The sequence below is a fragment of the Chryseobacterium sp. CCNWLW53 genome (genome assembly GCF_037083525.1).
In the GTDB taxonomy this organism is placed as follows: domain Bacteria; phylum Bacteroidota; class Bacteroidia; order Flavobacteriales; family Weeksellaceae; genus Chryseobacterium; species Chryseobacterium lathyri.
Genome location: NZ_JBAOJR010000007.1, coordinates 161,592 through 183,847, shown reverse-complemented (window position 1 = coordinate 183,847; position 22,256 = coordinate 161,592). Strand labels below are relative to the sequence as shown.

Genomic DNA, 22,256 nt, shown 5'->3' with positions numbered 1-22,256 from the left:
ATTGGCTTAATTATATTAGGCCAATTTTTTATTTGGAATGATCCGAAAAAAAACCTCCGGTATTACAATTGGTAACGGAGGTTTTGGTTATATTTTAAGGACTATGAAACTTTCATTTCTTTTTTGTCCCGGATACTTTTAATAATAAAGAAAAGCCCCAGGAACAGAAACGGAATGCTTAAAATTTGTCCCATATTCAGGCTCATTCCTTTTTCAAAATCAACCTGGTCTACTTTTATAAATTCTACAAAGAACCTCACGATAAAGATGAGTAGAGTAGTGATGCCGAAATAAAAGCCCTTCCCGACCTTAAAGATATTTTTGGTATAAATGAAATACACCAGAAGGAAGATCATCAGATAGCAGACCGCCTCATACAGCTGTGCAGGATGTCTCGGAATGTTATCTATCTGTTTGAATATAAAAGCCCATGGTGCATTGGAAGGCGTACCTATAATTTCAGAGTTCATCAGATTGCCCAACCGGATAAATGCTCCAGCCAGAGGAGTAGCAATAGCGATTACATCCAGAACAGTCATAAACTTAATGGAAAATTTTCTTGCATAGATGAGAAGCATAATTATAAGTCCAATTCCGCCGCCGTGGCTTGCCAATCCTGCATATCCTGAGAAATGGTAGGCTCCGTCAGCTCCTTTTTGGATCGGCAGGAATATCTCAATAGGATGCTGGGAGTAATAATCAAAATCATAAAACAGACAGTGCCCTAATCTGGCACCTACTAAAATTCCTATAAATGCATAAGAGAAAAGTGCTTCATGTGCCTGCTGACTTAGATTTTCTTTTTTATAAATGGTTTTTAGGATTGTGTAGCACAGAACAAGTCCAGCCAGAAATAGCACCCCATAATATTTAAGGGGAAATCCGGAAATATTGAAGATTTCAGGACTTACATCCCAGTTAACGTATAGCAAATTCATTGATGATGGTTGTGAAATTATTTTTTAGGGGACAAATATAGCAGGATATAGCCGTTTTTAAGGAACATAAGTGAGACTTTAGGATATTTTGGGGGAATATATCATGTTTTTAAGGATACAAAAAAACCTCTCACATTAAGTAAGAGGTTTTAACGGACATCAAATAAAAGTATTGCTACTTATCAGTCAATGTTCGTTTAAACGTTATATTCAAATTATGCTAACTTTACGTTAACTGCATTTAAACCTTTGTCGCTTTTTTGTACTTCGAAAACTACTTTATCGTTTTCACGGATAGATCTTGAATCTAAACCTGAAGAGTGTACAAAAATGTCCTTACCTCCATCTGATGGAGAAATAAATCCGAAGCCTTTTGCTTCATTGAAAAATTTTACTGTGCCTTCTTGCATTGTAATGGGTATTAAAAATTGTTGTATTAATTATTTTGAGGATTTTTTTCTTAAATTTCTTAGGGAAACCATCCATCTATTTTATTGTGATTTAATGTATATATTGGAATTTTTCAACAGGCATGATAAATCCTATCAGCTTCTGAATATTCGTTAAGTCGGAACGTTGTCCTTCATCACAGAAAGAAACGGCTGTTCCCTGGGTTCCTGCTCTTCCTGTTTTTCCAATACGGTTAACATAAGTCTCTGGTACATCCGGAAGTTCATAGTTAACTACATAAGGAAGTTCCTCAATGTCAATTCCTCTGGCGGCAATATCAGTGGCAACCAGAACACGGATCTTACTGTTTCTGAAATCTTCCACGGCCTGTTGTCTTGCCATCTGAGATTTGTTTCCATGGATCGCTGCTGCAAAAATTCCTGTACGCTCCAATTGTTTCACGAGTCTGTCGGCTCCCTGCTTGGTACGTGTAAAAACCAGTGAACGTAAAATAGATACATCCTGCAGTATATTGATAAGCAGATCAGCTTTTTGGGTCTTTTCAACGAAATAAACGGACTGGTTAATGGTATGCATTGATGATGGAACCGGATTTACTGTAATTTCTACAGGGTTCTTCAGCATGGCATCTGCAAATTTTTGGACTTCCGGCGGTAAAGTTGCAGAAAAGAACAAGGTCTGTCGTTTTTGTGAAACCAGTTTCAGGATCTTTTTTACATCCTCTGCAAATCCCATATCAAGCATTCTGTCAGCTTCATCAAGGACCAGTATTTCAATTTTAGAGAGATCAATATATCGTTGGCTTACCAAATCCAGTAGCCTTTCGGGAGTGGCAATAAGAATATCCACTCTTTTTCTGAGAGCAGCAAGCTGGCTTCCGGATAATACACCTCCAAAAATGGAAAGCTGTGATAATGGTAAATATTTACTGTAGACTTTAAAACTTTCTTCCAGCTGCAGGACTAATTCCCGGGTTGGTGTTAAGATTAAAGTTCGTATTTCTTTATGATCTGGTGTGTTTCTTTTTAATAACTGGAGAATGGGCATGGCAAATGCCGCCGTTTTTCCAGTGCCGGAATGGGCATAGCCTATAATATCCCTTCCTGCTAAAATATGGGGAACAGCAGTATACTGTATCTCTGTAGGTTTGGAATATCCGGCTTCTGTAACGGCACGGACTATAGGATTTATTAAATTTAAATTTTTAAAACTCATCATATTCTACCGGAACATCCGGTTCTGAGTGGCCAAATCGGTTAAGATCTGAATTGTTGTCTTGTATCAAAATAATGAATATCAGCTCTGATAAAGCACTATTTTTAATTATTATTTACTTTGCATTAACTTTGACAATAAATTCAGTTGGGAATATATTTGCTGAGCTTTGCAATATCATATCGTTCTTATTCTCAGGGGCAAGATTTTAAATCCGTACCGTTCTGAGCTTTATAACTACTTCTAACCTGAAAACCAAGGAAGCAGTATTAAAAATTATTTAAAAATAAGTTTTAATTGGGCAGCTGAAAAAGCAAAACTGAAAGAGAAAAATGAAGATTTTAAACTATTACAGAATAGCAAAAGGCAGAGACCTGTTTTTATAAATGCTTTGCAAAGCTACAATAAAGAAATTGAATATTAATTGATTTAAATGATTGATTATCAAAAAATTATTCGTAGCTTTCGCACGTTAACTGAATTGTTTGCACCCAAGCGGATGATTTTAAATCCGTACTTATGCAGACCTCTGTTCCTACAACCAGCCCCCAACCCCAAACTTTACAATCCCACACAGACCAGCATGTGAGAATTGCATACTTCATTATGCTTCATCATAAGCCGGAAGTATTCAAAGCAATGTTTCAGAAGATCTATACAAGAGATCAATTTTACCTCATCCACATAGACCGTAAAGCTAAGGAGGAGTTTACCGATGAGATCCAGATGTATCTCATCAAGTTTCCCAATGTTTATATTCTGGAAAGCATCAATATTGTTTCCGGAGGCTTCAGTATGATCCAGGCTGAACTTGATGCCATGGAATTTCTGCTTAACGTCAACCAGGAATGGGATTATTTTGTTAATCTGAGCGGTGAAGATTACCCTTTGAAATCTCAGAATATCATCAGGAAGTTCCTTACAGCGAATAATGGAAGGAATTATCTTTTCTATTATGATCAGAAGTTTTACCGTCCGGATACTCTTAAGAGAATACAGAACCATTTTACGGAGCTTTCTTATAAGATTTCGTCTCTTATGTACAAAAGAGAATTTATGAAAGGAGTTACGCCTTATATAGGAGGGAAGTGGGTTATTTTTACCAGAGATACCTGTGCTTTTCTTGCCAATAATAAAAGAGTAATGAATTTTGAAGATTATTACCTTCATACATTTCTGCCCGCAGAATCATTTTTCCAGACTGTTCTTATGAATACTTCTTTTAACGATCTTATTGTAAATGATGATAAAAGAGCCGTCATAGAAAAACCAATATTCGGTAAGAAACAGACACCAGATGAGCTTATTCTTTTTCTGAAAGCTACGAACCACCTTTTCATCAGGAAAATAAATGAAAAAACAGAAGAAGAAGTTGTGAAATATATTGAAGAAAGCTACGATCTTCCTTTACCGAACATAGATGAAGTAGAAAGAGAGCTGAAAATTGATAAAAGACAGGATAATTAACTTCTGTATTTCCTCAAAAATATTACCAAAATTCCTTATCAATGGCTTTAATTAAAACCTCCTGTGATTAACAAGAGGTCAATAACCATATAATTTATTTCAACTTAAATGTTCGTTATAAGAAAAGTACTTCCTGTCAGTGATAAAAGTACCCAAAAGTGTAATTGATTTATTTTGTTTTTATCACCAGTTTTACTGTGAAATTAATAAGTAATAAAATAGTGAACTGAGGCATTAGAGCCGGAAACTCTACTGTAGAAATTTGAGTCTGTAAATAATTACTGCTAATAAAAACAAAATTACCATGAAAACACTACATTTAAAAAGTCTGAAGATTCTCGTGAGCTTTTTCTTGCTTGTTCTGTTTACCAGCCTGTATTCACAGCCGGCTCCTGTTGGCCGTATTTATGACCAGGCGCACCAGCAGAGCTTTGTTTTATATAGTGACGGAATGACGGTGCAAGATGGCAATCCCATGAATAGAGGCATGGCGTATCGTGATCCGTCCGGAATGATGTATTTAAGACTGCCGGCTGCCAATCCGTACCAAAAAGCATTTTTCCTGGATTACAACAGGAATGTTATTGAGATTGATTATATCCAGGGGGCCAGGATTATTGGTTATTCAGACATTCAGCCACCACCCAATCCGATGATTAATTACGTTCCGCCGGTATACAACCCTAATGTCGGTATTCAGACAGCGAACGGTTTCCAGCCTTTACCGGAGCAGATTATAGACATCAACAATCCGTATGGTAATCTGATGATCACAAACGAGCAGACTGCTAAAAACTGTTACGACCGGTCAGTTAGTTTTAATGGTACCCTGGACCAACAGAAATTTGGCGATTGCATGATTGAAAATATGGCCGGAAAAAAGGAGAATGAAATTTATAACTGTGTTAAAAATGCTTCAACACCGGAAGAGCAGGCTTTATGTCTTGTTGGTACTATGGGAGGTACAAATGAAAGAAGAATATCTGGCTCTCTGCTGAAATGTTATAAGCAGTATGGAAACGACTATAGTAAATATCCGCTATGCCTGGCAGATGAATCCTCGGATCCTGAGCTTCAAAAGCTTCTTTCCTGCGTGCAGCAGCAGGGCAGTTTTGGACAGGTGAACTTTATGAATACAGCCATGTGTTATGGAGCCAGCAGGCTTAATATGAATACAGAATCTCAGATCGTAGTGCAGTGTGCTGTAACGTCAGGCGGGCAGCCTTATGTTTTTGCCGGTTGTGCCGGTGGGCAGCTGATGTCAAGAGAGCTGGATAAATGCCTTACCAATGGAGTAGGCGGAGATTCCGGTTGCTTTGGTAAAAATAATGACATTGTAAAAGGTTTGAATAAAATTGGTTTAGAGCTACAGAATCAATTTGGTCCTAATAATGACATCGTGAAAACATGGAACAATACTGTCCACGACATTCAGTATGGTCCGGGTAAAAACCATGAAGCGGTAAAGGTCTTTACCAATGTCGGAAACGAGCTGGGAAAAGCAGGAAATAATATTGCAAAAGAAATAAAAAAAGTACTGCCGAAAATAAAATGGTAGCTCCTGAAAGAGTTTATTATTAAAACTTAATAAAAAAAAACCCCTGAAAATCAAATGATTTCAGGGGTTTTTTGTACCCAGGACCGGGATCGAACCGGTACTCCTAAGAACTGGTGTTTGAGACCAGCGCGTCTACCAATTCCGCCACCTGGGCAAGTGTTAAATTGGTGTGCAAATATAGAAACTTTTTTTAATGTTCAAAAGCTTTTTAAGAGAAAAATTTTAAAATTCTATTTCCAAACCATCATAGGCCAGATGCATTCCCTCCGGAAGATCCTTATCTTCAATATCATGCAGCCCAAGATGATGGCTGATGTGAGTTAAAAATAATTTTTTAGGCTTAAGCTCCTTAAACAGGGCAATGACGTCAGGAAGGATAAAATGAGCTGGATGCGGATCGAATTTTCTGATGCAATTTAAAACCAGCACATCCAGATTCTGCAGTTTCTCCTTTTCTATATCCGAAATAAAATTGGCATCCGTAATGTAGGCAAGGTTTTTAAATTTATATCCGAAGACCGTAATTTCATAATGAATTACTTCAACAGGCGTGATTTCGGTATCTAAAACGTGGAAAGGTTTATTTTCAATTTCGTGGAGATCAAAAGCCGGCGCTCCCGGATATCTTATATCAGCGAAGGCATAAGGAAAACGGTTTTTAATCTCATGTCCAACTCTGTGGAAGCAGTAAATAGGCATGTTTTTTCCGCTTTTAAAGATCAGCGGACGCATATCATCAAGCCCGATCACATGGTCATTATGTTCATGGGTAAGAAGAGCAATATCTACAGTGTTTTCGTGGTTGAGAAGCATCTGTTCCCTGAAATCCGGACCGCAGTCGATGAGTATTTTTTTACTTTCCTCAGTAGTAATCATTACTGAAGAGCGGAAACGCCTGTCTTTGGGATTTTTGGAAGTACATACCTCGCATGTACAGCCTATAACGGGCACACCCTGGGAAGTACCGGTTCCTAAAAATTTCAACTTCATTTTCTTTTGAGGTTGGTTTAATTTTGGTAAATTTACGAAAAATTTCACGTCCTAATGTATCAGAAACTAACTCCTAAACAAAAAGCATTAACAATTAATCTAGATCCTACTATTTATGGTACTTTCGCAGAGATTGGAGCAGGGCAGGAGACTGTTCGTCACTTTTTTAGAGCAGGAGGGGCTTCGGGTACAATTGCTAAGGCGATGTCTGCTTATGACAAAGATTTTAGTGATGCCATTTACGGAAAAGAAGCAAAAAACAGGTATGTTACTCAGAACAGACTTCGTAAAATGCTCCGTTATGAAGTTGCGTTAATTGAAGAAAGGATTTCAAGGGAAAATAACCCCAACAGAAAATTTTTCTCTTATGCAAACACGGTAACTACCATTAATTTCGATAAAACACTTAAAGGCCACGGCTGGGTTGGAATCCGATTCCAGACAAAGGAAAACGAAGATTATAATGAGATCGTGATCCACGTAAAATTTAAGGAAAATGATGCTACCTTACAGCAGGAAACTTTAGGAAACCTGGGAGTAAACCTTATTTTCGGAGCTTTCCATTATTACGACAATCCAAGAAATTTAATCGAATCTTTATACGATGACATTGCAAAAGATGGTCTTGAAATTGATATGATCGATTTCAGTGGTCCTGCCTTTGACTATGTTGATAACAGGCTAATGTCATTGCAGCTTGTGAAGCACGGAATGACAGATGCGGTGATTTTCAATTCCCAGGGGAGCAATATGCTGCCTGCCGATGTTTTATACAAGAAAAATATATTCGCGGTAAGAGGAAGCTTCAGGCCCGTAACGAAAGTGAACATTGATATGCTTAAAAACGGCCTTGAGATGTTCCAGAAAGATGCAACCTGTACCCATGAAGAAACAGAAGTCCTTATTGAGATCACCATTTCAAACCTTCGGGCAGATGGTGATATTGATGAGAGAGATTTTATGGACAGGGTGGATATTCTCGGTAAACTGGGATATACCGTTATTATTTCCAACTTCTCGGAATACTATAGGCTGATCGATTATTTTGCTTCCTATACGAGCGGAGATATTGGTGTTGCAATGGGTGTGAATAACCTTCTGATGGTATTTGACGAGAAATATTACAAAGATCTTTCAGGTGGAATTCTTGAAGCATTCGGGAAGTTCTTCAGAAACGGAATGAGGGTGTACCTTTATCCTTACAAAGACCCCGAAACTCATGAATTGCTGGATTCTTCAAATCTTAAAGTAGAAGAAAATTTAAAAGAGCTTTACAAATATTTCAAGCACAATAACCGTATTGTAGATATTACAAATCATAATCCGGAGTTCCTGGAGATTTATTCCAGAGAAATATTAAGAAAAATTGCATGCTGTGTTAAAGGCTGGGAAAACCAGGTTCCTGATGGTGTGGCAGAAATGATAAAAGAACGCGGAATGTTCGGCTATAAAGAAGAGCTTTCCTTCAAACAATTCTCCTAAAACAAAATAAAATGTCAGAAATAAAGAAAAGACTTTCTTCCATTCTTGAAAGTCCAAAACATAATACAGAAGAAAAGCTTGAGAAGGTATGTCACCTGCTGGATCAGGAAATCTCCTACTTCAACTGGACAGGATTCTACTTTAAAAACGGGGATAAAGATGAGCTAAAACTCGGTCCTTACGTAGGAGCACCTACCGATCATACTATCATTCCTTACGGAAAAGGGATCTGCGGACAGGTTGCTGTTTCCAATGAGACATTCGTAGTTCCGGATGTTCATCAGGAAAGCAATTATCTGAGCTGCTCTATTGATACGAAAGCTGAGATTGTGGTACCGATTTTCAAAGATGGTCAGAATGTGGGTCAGATTGATATCGATTCCCATACTGTAGACCCATTTACTGCTCAGGACCGTGAACTTTTGGAATGGCTTTGTAATGAGGTGTCAAAGATTTTGTAATTGAAATTTCAATTCTACAGATAAAATACAAGCTCCGGTGTAAATTGGGGCTTTTTTGTTGCATTTAAATACAATTGGTGGCTGAGGTTCCCGAAGCCATCAAATCGATTGGTTCAAGAGATTGCTGAGAAATGTGGATATTCTTTTTGACCACCCGTCAAAAATTATTTGAATTTTCGCCACCCCTCCAGAGTAGGGGAATTCTGAACCCTCAGACGAATTTTCGCCCCGTATGAAAATCAAGATTTTCAGAGAACTTAAGTGCTCTTCTATGCAGCTTTTATTACAACTTATAAAAAACTTAAGTGTTTAAAACTTTTACCCCTTTTGTGGTTAAAATTAACGCTGCATTGCATGGATTTCAGCTAGTAATTCTTTAAAATAATCCCCGCATTTTGCAATATGTGTTCCGTACCATGAAAATGCCTCTCCATCCACGATCATGATCTTTTTGTCAGGATAAAAAGCCTTCATCTCCTCAATATGTTTTTCTTTGAAAGGGAAAGGTTCCGAAGAAAGCATAATGACTTCCGCTTCGGCAAGATTTTCCATTTGAATCTCAGGATAACGGGTTCTGTTCTTAAAAATATTTTCAAAACCAATCTCTGACAGAATTCTGTGTATAAAAGTATCCGAACCAATGGTCATATAAGGATTTTTCCAGATAAGATAAGCTGCTTTTATTGTTGAATTGAGTTTTGCTTGTTCCAGGACCTCATAAATCTTAAGATTGAACTGTTGTGCCCTTTCTTCTTTATTAAAAAGATTCCCGAGTGTTTTAAGAAGGTAATAATTATCTTCAATGGTCTCCACATTAGTCACGATGACTTTAAAATCGTCCATCAGTGCTTCTACCTGCTCTTTGATATTTTCCTCTTTATTGGCCAGGATGAGATCCGGCTGCAATGCCCTGATCTTATCAATATTGATATTTTTTGTTCCGCCAATAACCGGAACATTTTTTACTTTTTTTTCAGGGTGGATACAGAATTTTGTTCTCCCGATCACTTCATTTTCACTAAGACCAAGATCAAATAATGCCTCTGTAATAGAGGGAACTAAAGAAACAACTTTCATATTCAGACTTTCTCTGCCTAAATTACAAAAGTTTTCCTGTCAGGAAAAGCCCGGCTACAGAAAAATAAATAATAAGCCCGGTAACATCTACCAGAGTGGCGACAAATGGAGCGGAAGAAGTAGCGGGGTCTAGGTTCAGCTTTTTCAGGATAAAAGGAACCATAGATCCTGAGAGTGTTCCCCAAAGAACAATCATCACGAGAGAAACACCAACACTTAAACCTACGTATGGCCAATACATTCCATAATTGAAGAATCCTGCTTCATGCCACACCATAATCCTTAAAAAGCCGATCACACCAAGAATACCACCCAGAGCGAGCCCTGTAAAGATTTCTTTTTTCATGACATACCACCAGTCTTTCAGACCTATTTCCTGAAGAGCCATAGCCCGGATAATAAGAGTTGCTGCCTGAGAGCCGGAATTTCCTCCACTGGAAATAATTAGCGGAACAAATAAAGCCAATACAACAGCTTTCTGAATCTCATCCTCAAAATAACCCATCGCAGAAGCAGTCAGCATTTCTGAGAAGAAAAGAATGATCAGCCACGTTCCTCTTTTTTTGATCATCTCCACCAGAGAAGTTTGCGTATAAGGATCATCCAAAGCTTCAAGACCCCCGAATTTCTGGATATCTTCCGTATTCTGCTGTTCGATCTGGTCGAGGATATCATCAATCGTTACAATACCTACGAGAACGCCGGCTTCTGTAATGATGGGAAGAGCAGTCCGGTCATATTTTTCAAAATACGTTACCGCATCTTCTTTCGAAGTAACGGTAGTTATCGCAACGAAATGATTGTCGGTCAAGTCCGAGATCAAAGTGTCTTCCTCAGCCAAAAGAAGGCTTCCTAAAGCAATATCATCAATCAGTCGGTTTCTTTCATCCACTACATACAGATGGTTCATGGTTTCCACTCTTTTACCGACCTTTTTAATCTGCTGAAGACATCTTTTTACCGTCCATTCTTTACGGATCTGGATGTAATAAGGGGTCATCAGACGGGCGATAGAGTCTGAGTCATAGCCAAGAAGCTTCAGGGCAATCCTTCTTTCCTGGGGATTAAGGTGATTGATGGAGTACTTGATCAGCTCATCCGGAAAGTCCTCAAAAAGAGAGGTTCTGTCATCCGGAGTCATTCCGTTCAGGATTTCTGAAACTTCTTCGCTTCCGATACTTCTGATCGTTTCTTCCTGGAAATCAGGATCAAGATGGGAAAAAACTTCCGCTTTATATTCTTTCGGAACTTTTAAAAATGCCAAAAGCCTCTCGTCAGCAGGAAGGTTGCTGAGAGTTTCGGCGATATCGGCAGGATTAAAGATAAGTTCGTCTCTGGAATTCAAAACGTGAATTTTTTGGATATGCAAAAATAATTCAAAAATTTAAGACTATGAAGGAAAGCTGCAAAATTAAGGATTAATTAAAGCTTAAAATGAATTAGAATGTTTTTTAGAAACAAAAAACACCCGCCGGAGCGGATGTTCAAAAATTAAATTTAATTCATAAATACCTATATTATTCAAGAATAGGTCCGCATAAAGGGTATGGAGAAGGCATACACATGCCTCCGTCACAGCATTCCCCAAATCCACACTGAGTGTGGTCCTGGCATTTTTTGCCCAGTCCGCTGCCGTTGATCGTCAGCTGTTCTTTTCTGGTGAGCTTTTTTATATTCTTCATGGATATCTTGTATTAAGTAAAAAACGGATTTATTCTTCAATACAGTCGTATTCCATGCACACTCCCCGGCAGCAGAAACCAATAAAACATGGTCTGGTTGCGCTGCATCTTTCAATAGCTCCTCCGTTGATTTTTCTTTGCTGTTCTCTGTTGAGTTTCTTTAAATTTTTCATGATAAATATTTTTTAGTTCAATAAAAGATAAGGCTTTTAGAATTCAATACATGCCTGTGGGCTACATACTCCATCACAACACCATCCAACGGTGCATGGTCTGGTTAAACTGCATCTTGCGATAGTCCCGCCATTGATCTGGCTTTGCTGCTCTCTGTTTAATTTCTTTAGATTTTTCATATCAATAGATTTAATCATTAAGATAAAAGATCTAATACTTATAGCTCAGGATCAATACATGCATAAGGTGAGCATACTCCGTTGCAGCACCATCCTATGGAGCAGGGTCTGTTGGTATTGTTACATCTGTTAATAGCTCCTCCATTAATTTGTTTTTGTTGCTCTCTGTTGAGCTTCTTTAAATTTTTCATATTATATAAGTTTTAATTTGTAAAACTAAAATAGTAAAAAATATTTAATTATTCATCTATTGGTGAAAATATTTATCTAGTAATCAGTTTGTTCTGGATGTTTCTCAGTTTTTATTAAAAAATGTAAATAGAAAAAAACGTTGGGGAAGTGAATGGTGAATGGTGAGTTTTGCTGTGCAAATGAATCGTTAGTTCTGAAATTAATTATGTGCTAAAAATTGATAGCGGAGCAAATTGACCAATGACCATTAAAAATAGTGATTGATTTGTGAATAGTGAATCGTCAATGGTGAAATTCAACTGCTTAGCTTATCCATTAACAATTGACTTGTGAAGCAAAATTCACCATTCACTTTAAAGCTCTGCTCCAGCCCCGGATTTAAGTTTTCTGAGTTTTTTCAAAATCCCCTTGATCGCACCATCAGTTCCTATTTTAATAGAATTTTCGGTAGAACCTAGAAGGCGCATATTCTTCCGGTAAGTGTCATAATCGGTTTCTGTAACCAGATTTCCTCCTGCATCAAAAAGCTTCATGCTTACTACAACCTGGTTGGAAAACACATATTTACCGATGCCTACTTTGAAATACCTTACTTTAGGAACAATAGCAAAATCAGCGTCGTTATTGACACAGTAATCGGTGATGGTTTGTTTTTCAACGCTGTCAAAAGGGATCTGCACCTCGGCTCTGAGTACTTTATTCTTTCTCCCGCTGAAATTATCGGAAACAGCACTGAAGAACGCCAGGTTTGTAGGCTCTTTGATTTCCTCAATATCAGGTTCTACCTCGGGATTGAAGTATAGGATTTTTTTTGTCTTGTTGTCAGCATTTTTCTGCGCTTTTACCGAAATAACACCGACCAATAAAAAAGTTCCAAGAGCTGTAAAGAATATAAATTTTCTCATTGTGTAATTCGTATGCAAAATTACTGCCTTTTCACCGGATGACATACAATTTATTAAGAAATTTTTAACATTTTTTTCTATCAAATTCAATAAATGAAATCGATAATGTTTGCAGAATCAAAAAATAGTCGTAATTTTGCACCCGTTACATAATAATCATTAAACAATATTGGAATGTACTTAACAACAGAAAAAAAAGCAGAAATTTTCGCAAAACATGGAAAATCTGCACAGGACACAGGAAGTGCTGAAGGACAAGTAGCTCTTTTCACTTTCAGAATCAACCACTTATCTCAGCACCTAAAAGCTAACCGTCACGATTTCAACACAGAGAGATCTCTAGTGAAATTGGTAGGTAAAAGAAAAAGCTTATTGGATTATCTTAAGAAAAAGGATATTACAAGATACAGAGCTATCATTGCTGAACTAGGTTTAAGAAAATAATCTACAGAGATTTTCAAATAAAAGCAACTTCGAAAGGAGTTGCTTTTTTGTGTTCTTATTTTTTGTCTTTTCCGATTTTTCCCAAATGTGTATTTTGGAAACTGTCAGGATACTTCAGTCCATAGCCTAATATTCTGTCGAAGGCTGAATGCGCAAATAAAATAGCCCCAATCATCTGCAAATAGGGAAGTGTTAATGCTGTTCCCACAAGGTATACCATAAGAGCAACACCCAAATGATGGAAAAGATTATAGCAAAAAGCACCAATTTTATTGTTTACAGTATATCCCAGCATGGAAATGTCCGGAGCCAGGAATAGTCCGGCAAACCACCACCAGGAAAGGCCAGTCAGGCTAAAAGCAAATATTCCCAGCATTAAAAAAGCAAAATATTCCAGCTGTAATTGAATCCTCATGACAAAAATATTGATTATTTGATAGGTGTCTGATTCAATGTAAAAGTTACAGCTTAAATTGTATTTAAAAACAAAAGTGAGACGTTTTTAAACATCTCACTTTAAATTATGAATTAAAATTCTGTATAAAAAAATTGTTTAATGTCCCGATTTTGCTTCAGTGCTTTCCACATGCCCTAAATATTTGCTGCAATAAGCCCCAAATACAAGAATTACCAGATAACAGAATACCGGAATGATAAATGAATGCTGCACTCCCAACTGATCGGCAAGGTAGCCCTGGAAAATAGGAACGATAGCACCACCCAATATAGCCATTACCACCAAAGATGATCCCTGGCTGGTATATTTACCCAAACCTGAAATAGCCAGAGTATAAATATTGGAAAACATAATTGAGTTAAAGATCCCGATTCCCAAAATGCTGTACATTGCCAATTCACCATGATTAACCATTGCAGAGATAAGAAGAATGACATTAATGCCGGCAAAAATAGATAATGTCCTTGCCGGAGCTGCTTTACCAATAAAGAAAGCAATAAAGTTAAGTATAATAAATACAAGGAAAAAGCTGATTTGTGCAAAGCTTAGGTCCACAATACTGAAAATAACCAGGAAAACAGCAGCAGCTGCACCCAGCATATAGACTGCTTTTTTCCCCTGGCTTAATGATTGATTTAAAGAAATTGCCCCTAGAAAACGCCCGATCATCGCTCCGCCCCAATAAAGAGAAAGATAATTTTTGCTGATGATCTCATTAAAGCCCATGATCTGAGGCTGTTCCAGAAAGCTGATGATAAAGCTTCCCACTGCTACTTCTCCCCCTACATAGCAGAACATGGCAAAAACTCCGAATTTCAGATGGCTGAACTGAAGAGCACCCCAGCCTTTTACGATCTCTTCTTCCTGGGTCTGGAAAGAAGGCAGCTTCACTCGGGAAATCAGTAATGCGACCAATAACAGGATTCCTGCAAAGATCAGGTAAGGAATTCTTGTCGCCACAGCACTGAATGAGCCGTCCGGAGCCGAGAAAAATTCAAAGATCAGATGGCCCCCAAGTACCGGTGCAATCGTGGTTCCGAAAGCATTGAAAGCCTGGGTCATATTCAGTCGGCTGGAAGCAGATTCTTCGCTGCCGAGTAACGAAACATAAGCATTAGCCGTGATCTGAAGCACGGTAAAGCCTAGTCCCAGAATAAATAAAGCTCCAAGAAATAAAGGATAATAAGAAAAAGTCGCAGCCGGATAAAATAAGACACATCCAAAGGCGGCCAGAAAAATACCGAACATGATTCCTTTCTTGTAGCCTGCTTTATTAATAGGGTCTCCCTTTGAAATGGAGATTAGAAAATAGATCAGAGAACCAATAAAATACGCTCCGAAAAAACAGAACTGTACCAGCATCGATTCGAAAAAGGTGAGCTTGAAAAGCTGTTTCAGATAGGGGATCAGGATATCATTCATACAGGTAATGAATCCCCACATAAAAAAGAGCAAAGTAATTGTAATTAAAGGAATGGTGTAATTCCTGCTCTGTGTTTTTACTTCTTTATTGATCATAAACATTTATTTAATTTGAAAAGAATTAAATTCTCTCAGTTGATTTTCCTCGTACATCTATATTTGAGAAGCAGGACAAATATAAGCTAGCAAAGTGTTTTTCTGCAACTTTTTCAATGTTTTTTATGTAAATAAATCAACTTTTCCGATATGAAAATATTATTTACACTTTTTGAGACAATAATACGAAAACAACAGGATTTAATAATCAATTTTCTTTAAAAAAACATTTTTTATCATTCTGAATCATGAATAGGTTCAATATACTGTCAGTAATTTTTACATCTTTGACAAAAAAGGAAGGGAAATCTTACGATTCTGAGTTGTATTTCTGAGACTGAAAATTTAATATCTCATTATTATATGGTATATTTGCACACGAAAATTTAGACGAAATATCAATAATTAAAGCACTCAATACGGAGTGCAACACAAAACAATTTATGAGTATACCTCAAGCAATTACAGAAACGATTATTCTTGCAGACGGCAGAGAAATCACAATTGAAACAGGAAAATTAGCAAAACAGGCTGATGGTTCTGTAGTCGTAAAAATGGGTGGAACAATGCTTTTAGCAACTGTTGTAGCCAGTAAAGAAGCAAAAGACGGAGTAGATTTTCTACCCTTAACTGTAGATTACAGAGAAAAATTCTACGCAGGAGGAAAAATTCCTGGAAACTTTTTTAGAAGAGAGGCCAGACCGTCAGATCAGGAGATCTTAACAATGCGTTTGGTAGACAGAGTTCTTAGACCATTATTCCCAGAAGATTTCCATGCTGAAGTTCAGGTAATGATTTCATTAATTTCTTATGACGGACAGTCGATTCCTGACGATTTAGCAGGTCTTGCGGCATCTGCAGCGATTGCTATTACAGATATCCCTTTCAACGGGCCAATGTCTGAAGTAAGAGTCGTAAGAATCAACGGTGAGCTTTCTATCAACCCTAAATTTGAAGATCTTAAAATTGCTGACCTTGACATCATGGTGGGAGCAACTAAAGATTCTATCGTAATGGTAGAAGGGGAAATGAAAGAAATCTCTGAGCAGGAAATGCTTGAAGCTATCCAATTCGCTCACGTAGAAATCAAAAAACAAGTTGAAGCTCAGGAAAGATTAGCTGAAAAGGTAGGTAAATCATTCCCAAAAAGAGAATACAGCCACGAAAATCACGATGAAGCTATCCGTGAGAAAGTGTGGAAAGAAACATATGATAAAGTATACGAGGTAGCGAAAACTCCTTCAGGAAAAGAAGAAAGAGGTGAAAAATTCAAAGCTGTTCTGGATGAATTTTTAGCTCAATATGTTGATAATGCTGAAGAATTAGAAAGAGTAACACCTTTCGCTAAAGTATATTACCACGATGTGGAAAAAGAAGCGATGCGTCAGATGATTTTGAATGATAAAATCCGTCTTGATGGTCGTGATCCTGAAACGATTCGTCCAATCTGGAGCGAAATTGATTATTTACCGGGAGCTCACGGTTCTGCAATCTTTACAAGAGGTGAAACTCAGTCTTTAACAGCGGTAACGTTAGGTTCAGTGAAAGATGCGAACATGGTAGACAGCGTGATGGTAAACTATGACGAAAGATTTTTCTTACATTATAACTTCCCGCCGTTCTCAACAGGTGAAGCAAGACCTTTAAGAGGAACTTCAAGAAGAGAAGTAGGACATGGAAACCTGGCTCAGAGAGCTTTAGCAAACATGATCCCTGAAGAAAATCCTTACACGATCCGTATCGTTTCTGATATTTTAGAATCAAACGGTTCATCTTCTATGGCAACTGTTTGTGCAGGAACTTTAGCATTGATGGATGCTGGTATTCAGATTGCAAAACCTGTTTCCGGGATTGCAATGGGATTGGTAACAGACGTTAAAACCGGAAAATTCACTGTTCTTTCTGATATCTTAGGAGATGAAGATCACCTGGGAGACATGGACTTTAAAGTTACAGGTACTGCAGACGGTATCACGGCTTGTCAGATGGATATCAAGATCCAGGGGCTTTCTATGGATATCATGGAAAAAGCTCTTCTACAGGCAAGAAACGGAAGACTTCATATCTTAGATAAATTAAATGAAACTATTTCTGCTCCAAGAGAAGATGTGAAACCACACGCTCCGAAAATGGTAATGCTTGAGATCTCTAAAGATTTCATTGGTGCTGTGATCGGACCTGGTGGAAAAATCATTCAACAACTTCAAAAAGATACAGATACTGTTATTGCTATTGAAGAAGTAGGAGAAATCGGAAGAATTGAGATTTCTGGTGTAAGCAGAGAGAAAATCAATGCGGCAATCGCAAGAATCAACGAGATTACATTTGTACCTGTAGTAGGTGAAGTGTACCAAGGAAAAGTGGTAAAAGTAATGGATTTCGGAGCTTTCGTAGCCATTGCAAAAGGAACTGAAGGACTTCTTCATATTTCTGAAATTGAGTGGGCTCGTCTGGATAAGGTACCTTATAACGAAGGTGACGAAGTAGAAGTGAAGTTCATGGGTTACGATGACCGTAAGAAAATGAAACTTTCAAGAAAAGTTCTTTTACCAAGACCTGCAAGACCTGAATCTAAACCAAGACCAGAAGGACAGGACAGACCACAAGGTGACAGAAGACCGGAAGGACAGGGTAGACCTGACAGACCGGCAAGAAGAGAAGAGAATACAAGACCGGAAGGGGAAAAACCTGCCGGAGATCAAAATCCTTCTTCTGAAGCTTAAGACTAAATCTTATATATAATGAATCCCTCAATTTTTTGAGGGATTTTTTTTGCATTACACGTATATCATTACAACTCATATTCCTACGATTAATTAATGAGGATTTCGCTCGGCGGAGCGGAGCTGAATTGTTCTATTTTTCTTCAGTTGATATTCCCTGATTGAAAAAATTTAGGTTGAAGAAACTTGAAGTCATACAGTTTGAATAGTAGAAAAAAGAAATCTGCTCAATCTGCGAAAAAATATTTTAATCTCTCGCAGATTAAGCAGATGTTTGTGTAAAGTTTTGTTGGTGAATGATTTATATGGTTTTAAATAATAGGTCAACCTGCTTTCTTGTGGCTTCATCAGGGCAGACCTTATAAAATTCATTGAGTAGATCCAGAGAAGAAGGCTTTTTAGGGTACTGATTGTTCTGTAGAAAATTCTTTAACGCTTTATTTACTTTTTCTTCCCCGATCAGTTCACTTAATTTTACCATGGCCACAGCCCCTTTTGAATAAGATATATGAGTGGCGTCTCCCGTTACTTTATAAATCGGAATATTTTCAGAAAAACCTTTTTCACTGTCGTAGATCTGCTGGTGCATTTTTATTCTTTCCAACATTTTTTCTCTGCCGTGCATTTTTTTGTAGAGCATCATTTCGGTGTACATAGCGAGTGTTTCGGTAAGCATTACTGCGCCTTCCCTGTCATCAGGATCAATCTGGTTATTTCCCCACCACAGATGGGAAAGCTCGTGCCCGGCAAGTTCGTTGATCACATCCTGCTTCTTATCTGCATGAATATTAGCATGGAAAATCATATCCTCAGGCATAAAAACAGCAGACGGATAAGCGGTAGCTGCAAATCCTCTGGTAAAAGATGAAATTTCAGCAAAACTGACTGTTTTGAACGGATATTTTCCAAAGTTCTTTGTACAGTAATCCAACGTAATTTTTGCATTTTCAAGGAGATGATCTGTATTTTCAAAATGGTTTTTCTGATAAAATATATTCACTGTAATTCCTTTGTATAAAACACTTTTCATGTTATAATCTGCCGAAGAGACGGCAAACCGGAACGGAATATTTTCTGCTTTGTACTGAAAATAGCTGCGTCCTGATTTTGTCCATTTTCTAACCAGATCTCCTGTGCCTATTGCGGTCTGGCTTCCTTCTGTAGAAATGATCATATTTAAATTAATAAAATCCTTTTTAAAGACTTCAGGGGCTTCTGGTTTTTTCAATGCTTCCAGTTTTCCGAGATGATTTTCTTTTCTTAGCTTTTCATCCTGAATTTCCTCTGATTTCTGGTATCCGATCATCGGATAATATCTGCTGATCCTCATAAAAGAACCGTTACCTATGATTGCATTGAAAGACTGATGCCCGTTTACGGCATACCATTTATAAGATAGTTTGAATTCAAGATGGGCGGTTCCATTGGGTTTCATTGGTTGGTTTAATTCAACTTCCGATATATTTTTATTAATTCTCAGAGATTCGGATCCGGATTGAAAAACAGCGGATTCTAATTTGAGATCAGGGTTAAAATTGATGAGGATTTTATTGATCTGCTGATCGGTAAAGTTGACCAAAGTATATTTTCCAATGATCTCGTATGCATTTTCTGAAGGATACAACCTGATTTCGGTGATGACATCTGAAATTTCAGGCTGTGGCAGGTTTTCATATTTCTTAAACGCTTTTTCGTACCGGATAGATTCTGTTAATGCTTTTTCTTCATTTTCCGGAATATAACCTTTCATGAAAAATATACCGGAAAAAATCCCTGACGAAAGCAATAGAATACTGGCAATAAGAACAATAGCGCTGAGCTTTTTAGTCCTGAAAATTCTATTGATCATCCAAAGAAATGCAATAACTCCGGCACCGAATAAAAGTCTTTCTACAAAAGCAAGAACGTAAGGTCCATATCCGTTAAAATCACTGTAAGTCCCTTTAAAATCTGAAAATATTCTGAAAAGAGGATAAGGAAGTATTTTACCGGAAACGGGACCGGTCAGAAGGAATACTGCTAAAACGGAAACACCCAAAGCAATAAACTTATTTCTGATACAAGCATTAACCAAAAGGATCAATCCTGAAAAAAGCATTAACGGAAAAGTATTAAAAAGAAAAACACACAGATAGGCATTCCAATCGATATGAAGGTAATGATACGATGTCTGGAATAAGATGCCTTCGGTTATTAAGATTCCGGTAAAGAAAAAAAGAAGAATACTCATGGAAATAAAATGGCCCATAAGTTTGCTTTCCGAAAAAAATGTTGTGTTTTCGATGGGTGAAAAACCTGATGAGTGACTTCTCCAGTACAAATCATTGATAAAATAAGCTGCAAGGAGAAAGCCGAACAGAGGAAAATTTTCTGAAATGGTTGTTGCCATAAGACCTGATCCGGCATATTTCTGTGGAAGGCGGATGCCCTTTTCAATCTCAGCATACATTTCCATCCCGATAAAGAAAAGCAGAAGTATGGAGGCAGAAGGAATGATAATGCCTCTGAAAAGGTAGAGCAGATCAATCTTTGCAAAGGACAGCATCGATCTGAGAGCGTTTTTCCGGCCGAAATCTGTTTGCGATGTCATATAAGAAAATGTTGGCCTGTTTGTGATTTCGGATTCCGGTAATGCTTTTTTTACTTTTTGTTTTGAATGATCTGAGAAAGAAAATAAACGGTAAGTGAGCAAAAGAAATACTGCAGAAGTGATCAGGTAAATTACCCTGTTAAGTAATAAATATCCCGAAAGAGGAACAATTAACGTGTTTTTCTGATGAAAAGAGAATGTTCCTGCTTCAAAGAAATAAGACGATAATCCGAATGGGTCCAAAATGGATGAAAGATGTTGTGTTTCTATTGACTGGGGTAGGCTTCCTGCCATAAACGGAGAATTGGAAAAGACCAAAACAACCATATACAGTACATATAAAAGCAGTCCGCCTACAACGACCAGCAGTTTTTTCTTAGCCGCAAATGAAACAAAAAACAGAAAGCTGCATACAAAAAAACAGTTGATAAACCCGAAAATCAGCATGGGGTAAAGATAATATCCTATATTAAAGTAAGTCTGCATCTCACTTCCGGTCCGCATAACCTGGCCTATGAGAAAGCCTGTCATTAAAAAAGAAAAACTAAGGAAAGTCTGCAGAAAATAGACAAAGAATTTTCCACTCAGATAAGTCCATCTGGAAAAAGGAAATGAAAATAATACAAGATCAAATTTTGAATCATAATCCTTAAAAAGAAACTGAACAGCATAAATTACAGCCATAAACAGGATGGATAGGCTCAGCATTCCTGTCATAAAACCGATGGTATAGGGTGAATTCAGGTATATCCCGTCTCCAACGGTAAGGTTGAATTTGTTACCGCAGAATATACCTGTACTTACCAGGATCAGGGCTATAAGATAGGCTGGCCAGTGCTTGGAAATGCGTCCGGCTTCGAATAAAAATAAAGCATTCATAGTTAAGGTTTTTGGGTAAGGGTATGGAAGTAAACGTGTTCCAGTAGTGGATTTACGGGATCAAAATCTTCAGGTTTTTCTTCTGAAAATATGGTGATGTGGAGTTCTCTTTCAATCAGCTGCCTGCTGATGATCTCATGGCTGGAATAGTAACTTTCCAGCTCATCTTTGCTGATCGGTTTCGACCAGATCCTGTTTTCCAGTTCGGAAATCAATACTGCCGGTTTTCCTTTCCGGAGAATCTGACCTTTGTTCATGACTGCCATCTCCGAGCAGAGGTTTCTGACGTCCTCCACCAAATGGGTGGAAAGAATTACAATAACATCCTGGCTGATTTCATTCAGTAGAGCATTGAAACGGTTGCGCTCCTCAGGATCTAGACCAGCGGTAGGTTCATCCACGATAATAATCTTCGGATTTCCCAATAGAGCCTGGGCCACCCCGAAACGCTGCTTCATGCCTCCGGAAAAAGTATGGACCTCCTTCTTCCTGAATTCTGAAAGGTTAACTTTTTCAAGCAGGCTCAGGATCTGTTTTTTACGTTCTGCACTGTTCGTGATTCCCTTTAATATGGCAATATGTTCCAGGAGATCATAAGCTGACACTTTTGGATAAACCCCAAAATCCTGTGGAAGGAAACCCAGATTTCGCTTAATATGATCAGGATCTTTTAAAACATCCGTCCCATTAAAAATAATATTTCCGGAAGTAGGTTTTTGCAATCCTACAATAGCTTTCATCAAAGATGATTTTCCGGCGCCATTGGGTCCAAGCAGACCGAACATTCCGTTTGATATTTCAAGCGATAGGTTTTTAACTGCCTGATACCCATTTTTGTAGATAAGGCTTAGATTGTTGATTGTTAAGGTATTCATAGGTTAAGGTTTAGATAAAAGAAGGGTAGAGCAGACCTG

General features: G+C 37.8%; 21 protein-coding genes and 1 tRNA gene. 6 read left to right on the top strand and 16 right to left on the bottom strand.

The genetic code is table 11. The features are described 5' to 3' along the window. Positions 1-101 precede the first annotated feature (101 nt). The 3 genes from lgt to V6R96_RS20405 all read right to left on the bottom strand — a co-directional run bounded on the left by lgt (position 102) and on the right by V6R96_RS20405 (position 2,564). Positions 102-938, bottom strand: coding sequence for a prolipoprotein diacylglyceryl transferase (gene lgt / locus V6R96_RS20415; protein WP_111956076.1), 837 nt, complete (start codon positions 936-938; stop codon positions 102-104). Between the two features lie 215 nt (positions 939-1,153). Continuing rightward, complete coding sequence (locus V6R96_RS20410; protein ID WP_034704100.1) at positions 1,154-1,348, bottom strand: cold-shock protein; 195 nt, start codon at positions 1,346-1,348, stop codon at positions 1,154-1,156. Positions 1,349-1,439: 91 nt separating this feature from the next. After that, positions 1,440-2,564, bottom strand: a complete 1,125-nt coding sequence (locus V6R96_RS20405; RefSeq protein WP_336380094.1) for a DEAD/DEAH box helicase — start codon at positions 2,562-2,564, stop codon at positions 1,440-1,442. A gap of 519 nt (positions 2,565-3,083) precedes the next feature. Between V6R96_RS20405 and V6R96_RS20400 the strand changes: the two genes are divergently transcribed. Together V6R96_RS20400 and V6R96_RS20395 are read left to right on the top strand one after the other, a co-directional pair. Continuing rightward, positions 3,084-4,031, top strand: a complete 948-nt coding sequence (locus tag V6R96_RS20400; RefSeq protein WP_111956078.1) for a beta-1,6-N-acetylglucosaminyltransferase — start codon at positions 3,084-3,086, stop codon at positions 4,029-4,031. Between the two features lie 304 nt (positions 4,032-4,335). After that, positions 4,336-5,589 (top strand): hypothetical protein, encoded by a 1,254-nt coding sequence (locus tag V6R96_RS20395; protein ID WP_336380066.1) that lies wholly within the window; start codon positions 4,336-4,338, stop codon positions 5,587-5,589. A 74-nt stretch (positions 5,590-5,663) separates the two neighbouring features. Here V6R96_RS20395 and V6R96_RS20390 read toward each other — a convergent pair. Beyond that, a tRNA-Leu gene (locus tag V6R96_RS20390) sits at positions 5,664-5,743 on the bottom strand. A gap of 68 nt (positions 5,744-5,811) precedes the next feature. Continuing rightward, positions 5,812-6,579 carry an MBL fold metallo-hydrolase gene (locus V6R96_RS20385; RefSeq protein WP_111956086.1) on the bottom strand — a complete coding sequence of 256 codons (768 nt, stop codon included), beginning with the start codon at positions 6,577-6,579 and terminating at the stop codon, positions 5,812-5,814. Between the two features lie 54 nt (positions 6,580-6,633). On the opposite strand from V6R96_RS20385, the gene V6R96_RS20380 reads away from it, so the two are divergent. Then, positions 6,634-8,061: a TonB-dependent receptor gene (locus tag V6R96_RS20380; protein WP_336380065.1), complete on the top strand. Its 1,428-nt coding sequence runs from the start codon at positions 6,634-6,636 to the stop codon at positions 8,059-8,061. A gap of 11 nt (positions 8,062-8,072) precedes the next feature. Further along, positions 8,073-8,522 (top strand): GAF domain-containing protein, encoded by a 450-nt coding sequence (locus tag V6R96_RS20375; protein WP_111956090.1) that lies wholly within the window; start codon positions 8,073-8,075, stop codon positions 8,520-8,522. 339 nt (positions 8,523-8,861) lie between these two features. Here V6R96_RS20375 and V6R96_RS20370 read toward each other — a convergent pair whose 3' ends face one another. The 7 genes from V6R96_RS20370 to V6R96_RS20340 form a co-directional block, all read right to left on the bottom strand. Then, the gene (locus V6R96_RS20370; RefSeq protein ID WP_336380064.1) at positions 8,862-9,599 is read right to left on the bottom strand and encodes a helical backbone metal receptor; all 738 of its coding nucleotides are present in this window, start codon (positions 9,597-9,599) and stop codon (positions 8,862-8,864) included. 22 nt (positions 9,600-9,621) lie between these two features. Continuing rightward, a complete protein-coding gene (gene mgtE / locus V6R96_RS20365) occupies positions 9,622-10,944 on the bottom strand; it encodes a magnesium transporter (RefSeq protein WP_111956094.1) in 1,323 nt (440 codons plus the stop codon). A gap of 172 nt (positions 10,945-11,116) precedes the next feature. After that, positions 11,117-11,281, bottom strand: a complete 165-nt coding sequence (locus V6R96_RS20360) for a hypothetical protein (protein ID WP_157963372.1) — start codon at positions 11,279-11,281, stop codon at positions 11,117-11,119. A 29-nt stretch (positions 11,282-11,310) separates the two neighbouring features. Further along, complete coding sequence (locus tag V6R96_RS20355) at positions 11,311-11,454, bottom strand: bacteriocin-like protein (protein ID WP_157963373.1); 144 nt, start codon at positions 11,452-11,454, stop codon at positions 11,311-11,313. Between the two features lie 36 nt (positions 11,455-11,490). Further along, positions 11,491-11,634: a bacteriocin-like protein gene (locus tag V6R96_RS20350; protein ID WP_157963374.1), complete on the bottom strand. Its 144-nt coding sequence runs from the start codon at positions 11,632-11,634 to the stop codon at positions 11,491-11,493. 38 nt (positions 11,635-11,672) lie between these two features. After that, positions 11,673-11,825, bottom strand: a complete 153-nt coding sequence (locus V6R96_RS20345; protein WP_156122694.1) for a bacteriocin-like protein — start codon at positions 11,823-11,825, stop codon at positions 11,673-11,675. A 354-nt stretch (positions 11,826-12,179) separates the two neighbouring features. Beyond that, the gene (locus V6R96_RS20340) at positions 12,180-12,731 is read right to left on the bottom strand and encodes a pyruvate decarboxylase (RefSeq protein WP_111956245.1); all 552 of its coding nucleotides are present in this window, start codon (positions 12,729-12,731) and stop codon (positions 12,180-12,182) included. Positions 12,732-12,905: 174 nt separating this feature from the next. Here V6R96_RS20340 and rpsO point away from each other — a divergent pair, with 174 nt between their 5' ends. Next, positions 12,906-13,175, top strand: coding sequence for a 30S ribosomal protein S15 (rpsO, locus tag V6R96_RS20335; RefSeq protein ID WP_034704056.1), 270 nt, complete (start codon positions 12,906-12,908; stop codon positions 13,173-13,175). Between the two features lie 55 nt (positions 13,176-13,230). Here rpsO and V6R96_RS20330 read toward each other — a convergent pair whose 3' ends face one another. After that, positions 13,231-13,590, bottom strand: coding sequence for a DUF4260 domain-containing protein (locus tag V6R96_RS20330; RefSeq protein WP_336380063.1), 360 nt, complete (start codon positions 13,588-13,590; stop codon positions 13,231-13,233). 138 nt (positions 13,591-13,728) lie between these two features. Continuing rightward, positions 13,729-15,150, bottom strand: coding sequence for a sugar MFS transporter (locus tag V6R96_RS20325; RefSeq protein ID WP_336380062.1), 1,422 nt, complete (start codon positions 15,148-15,150; stop codon positions 13,729-13,731). A gap of 443 nt (positions 15,151-15,593) precedes the next feature. Between V6R96_RS20325 and V6R96_RS20320 the strand changes: the two genes are divergently transcribed. Further along, the gene (locus V6R96_RS20320; RefSeq protein ID WP_111956100.1) at positions 15,594-17,873 is read left to right on the top strand and encodes a polyribonucleotide nucleotidyltransferase; all 2,280 of its coding nucleotides are present in this window, start codon (positions 15,594-15,596) and stop codon (positions 17,871-17,873) included. 301 nt (positions 17,874-18,174) lie between these two features. On the opposite strand, the gene V6R96_RS20315 is transcribed toward V6R96_RS20320, so the two are convergent. Further along, the gene (locus tag V6R96_RS20315; protein WP_336380061.1) at positions 18,175-21,342 is read right to left on the bottom strand and encodes a M1 family aminopeptidase; all 3,168 of its coding nucleotides are present in this window, start codon (positions 21,340-21,342) and stop codon (positions 18,175-18,177) included. Positions 21,343-21,344: 2 nt separating this feature from the next. Beyond that, positions 21,345-22,217, bottom strand: a complete 873-nt coding sequence (locus V6R96_RS20310) for an ABC transporter ATP-binding protein (protein WP_336380060.1) — start codon at positions 22,215-22,217, stop codon at positions 21,345-21,347. Positions 22,218-22,256 lie beyond the last annotated feature (39 nt).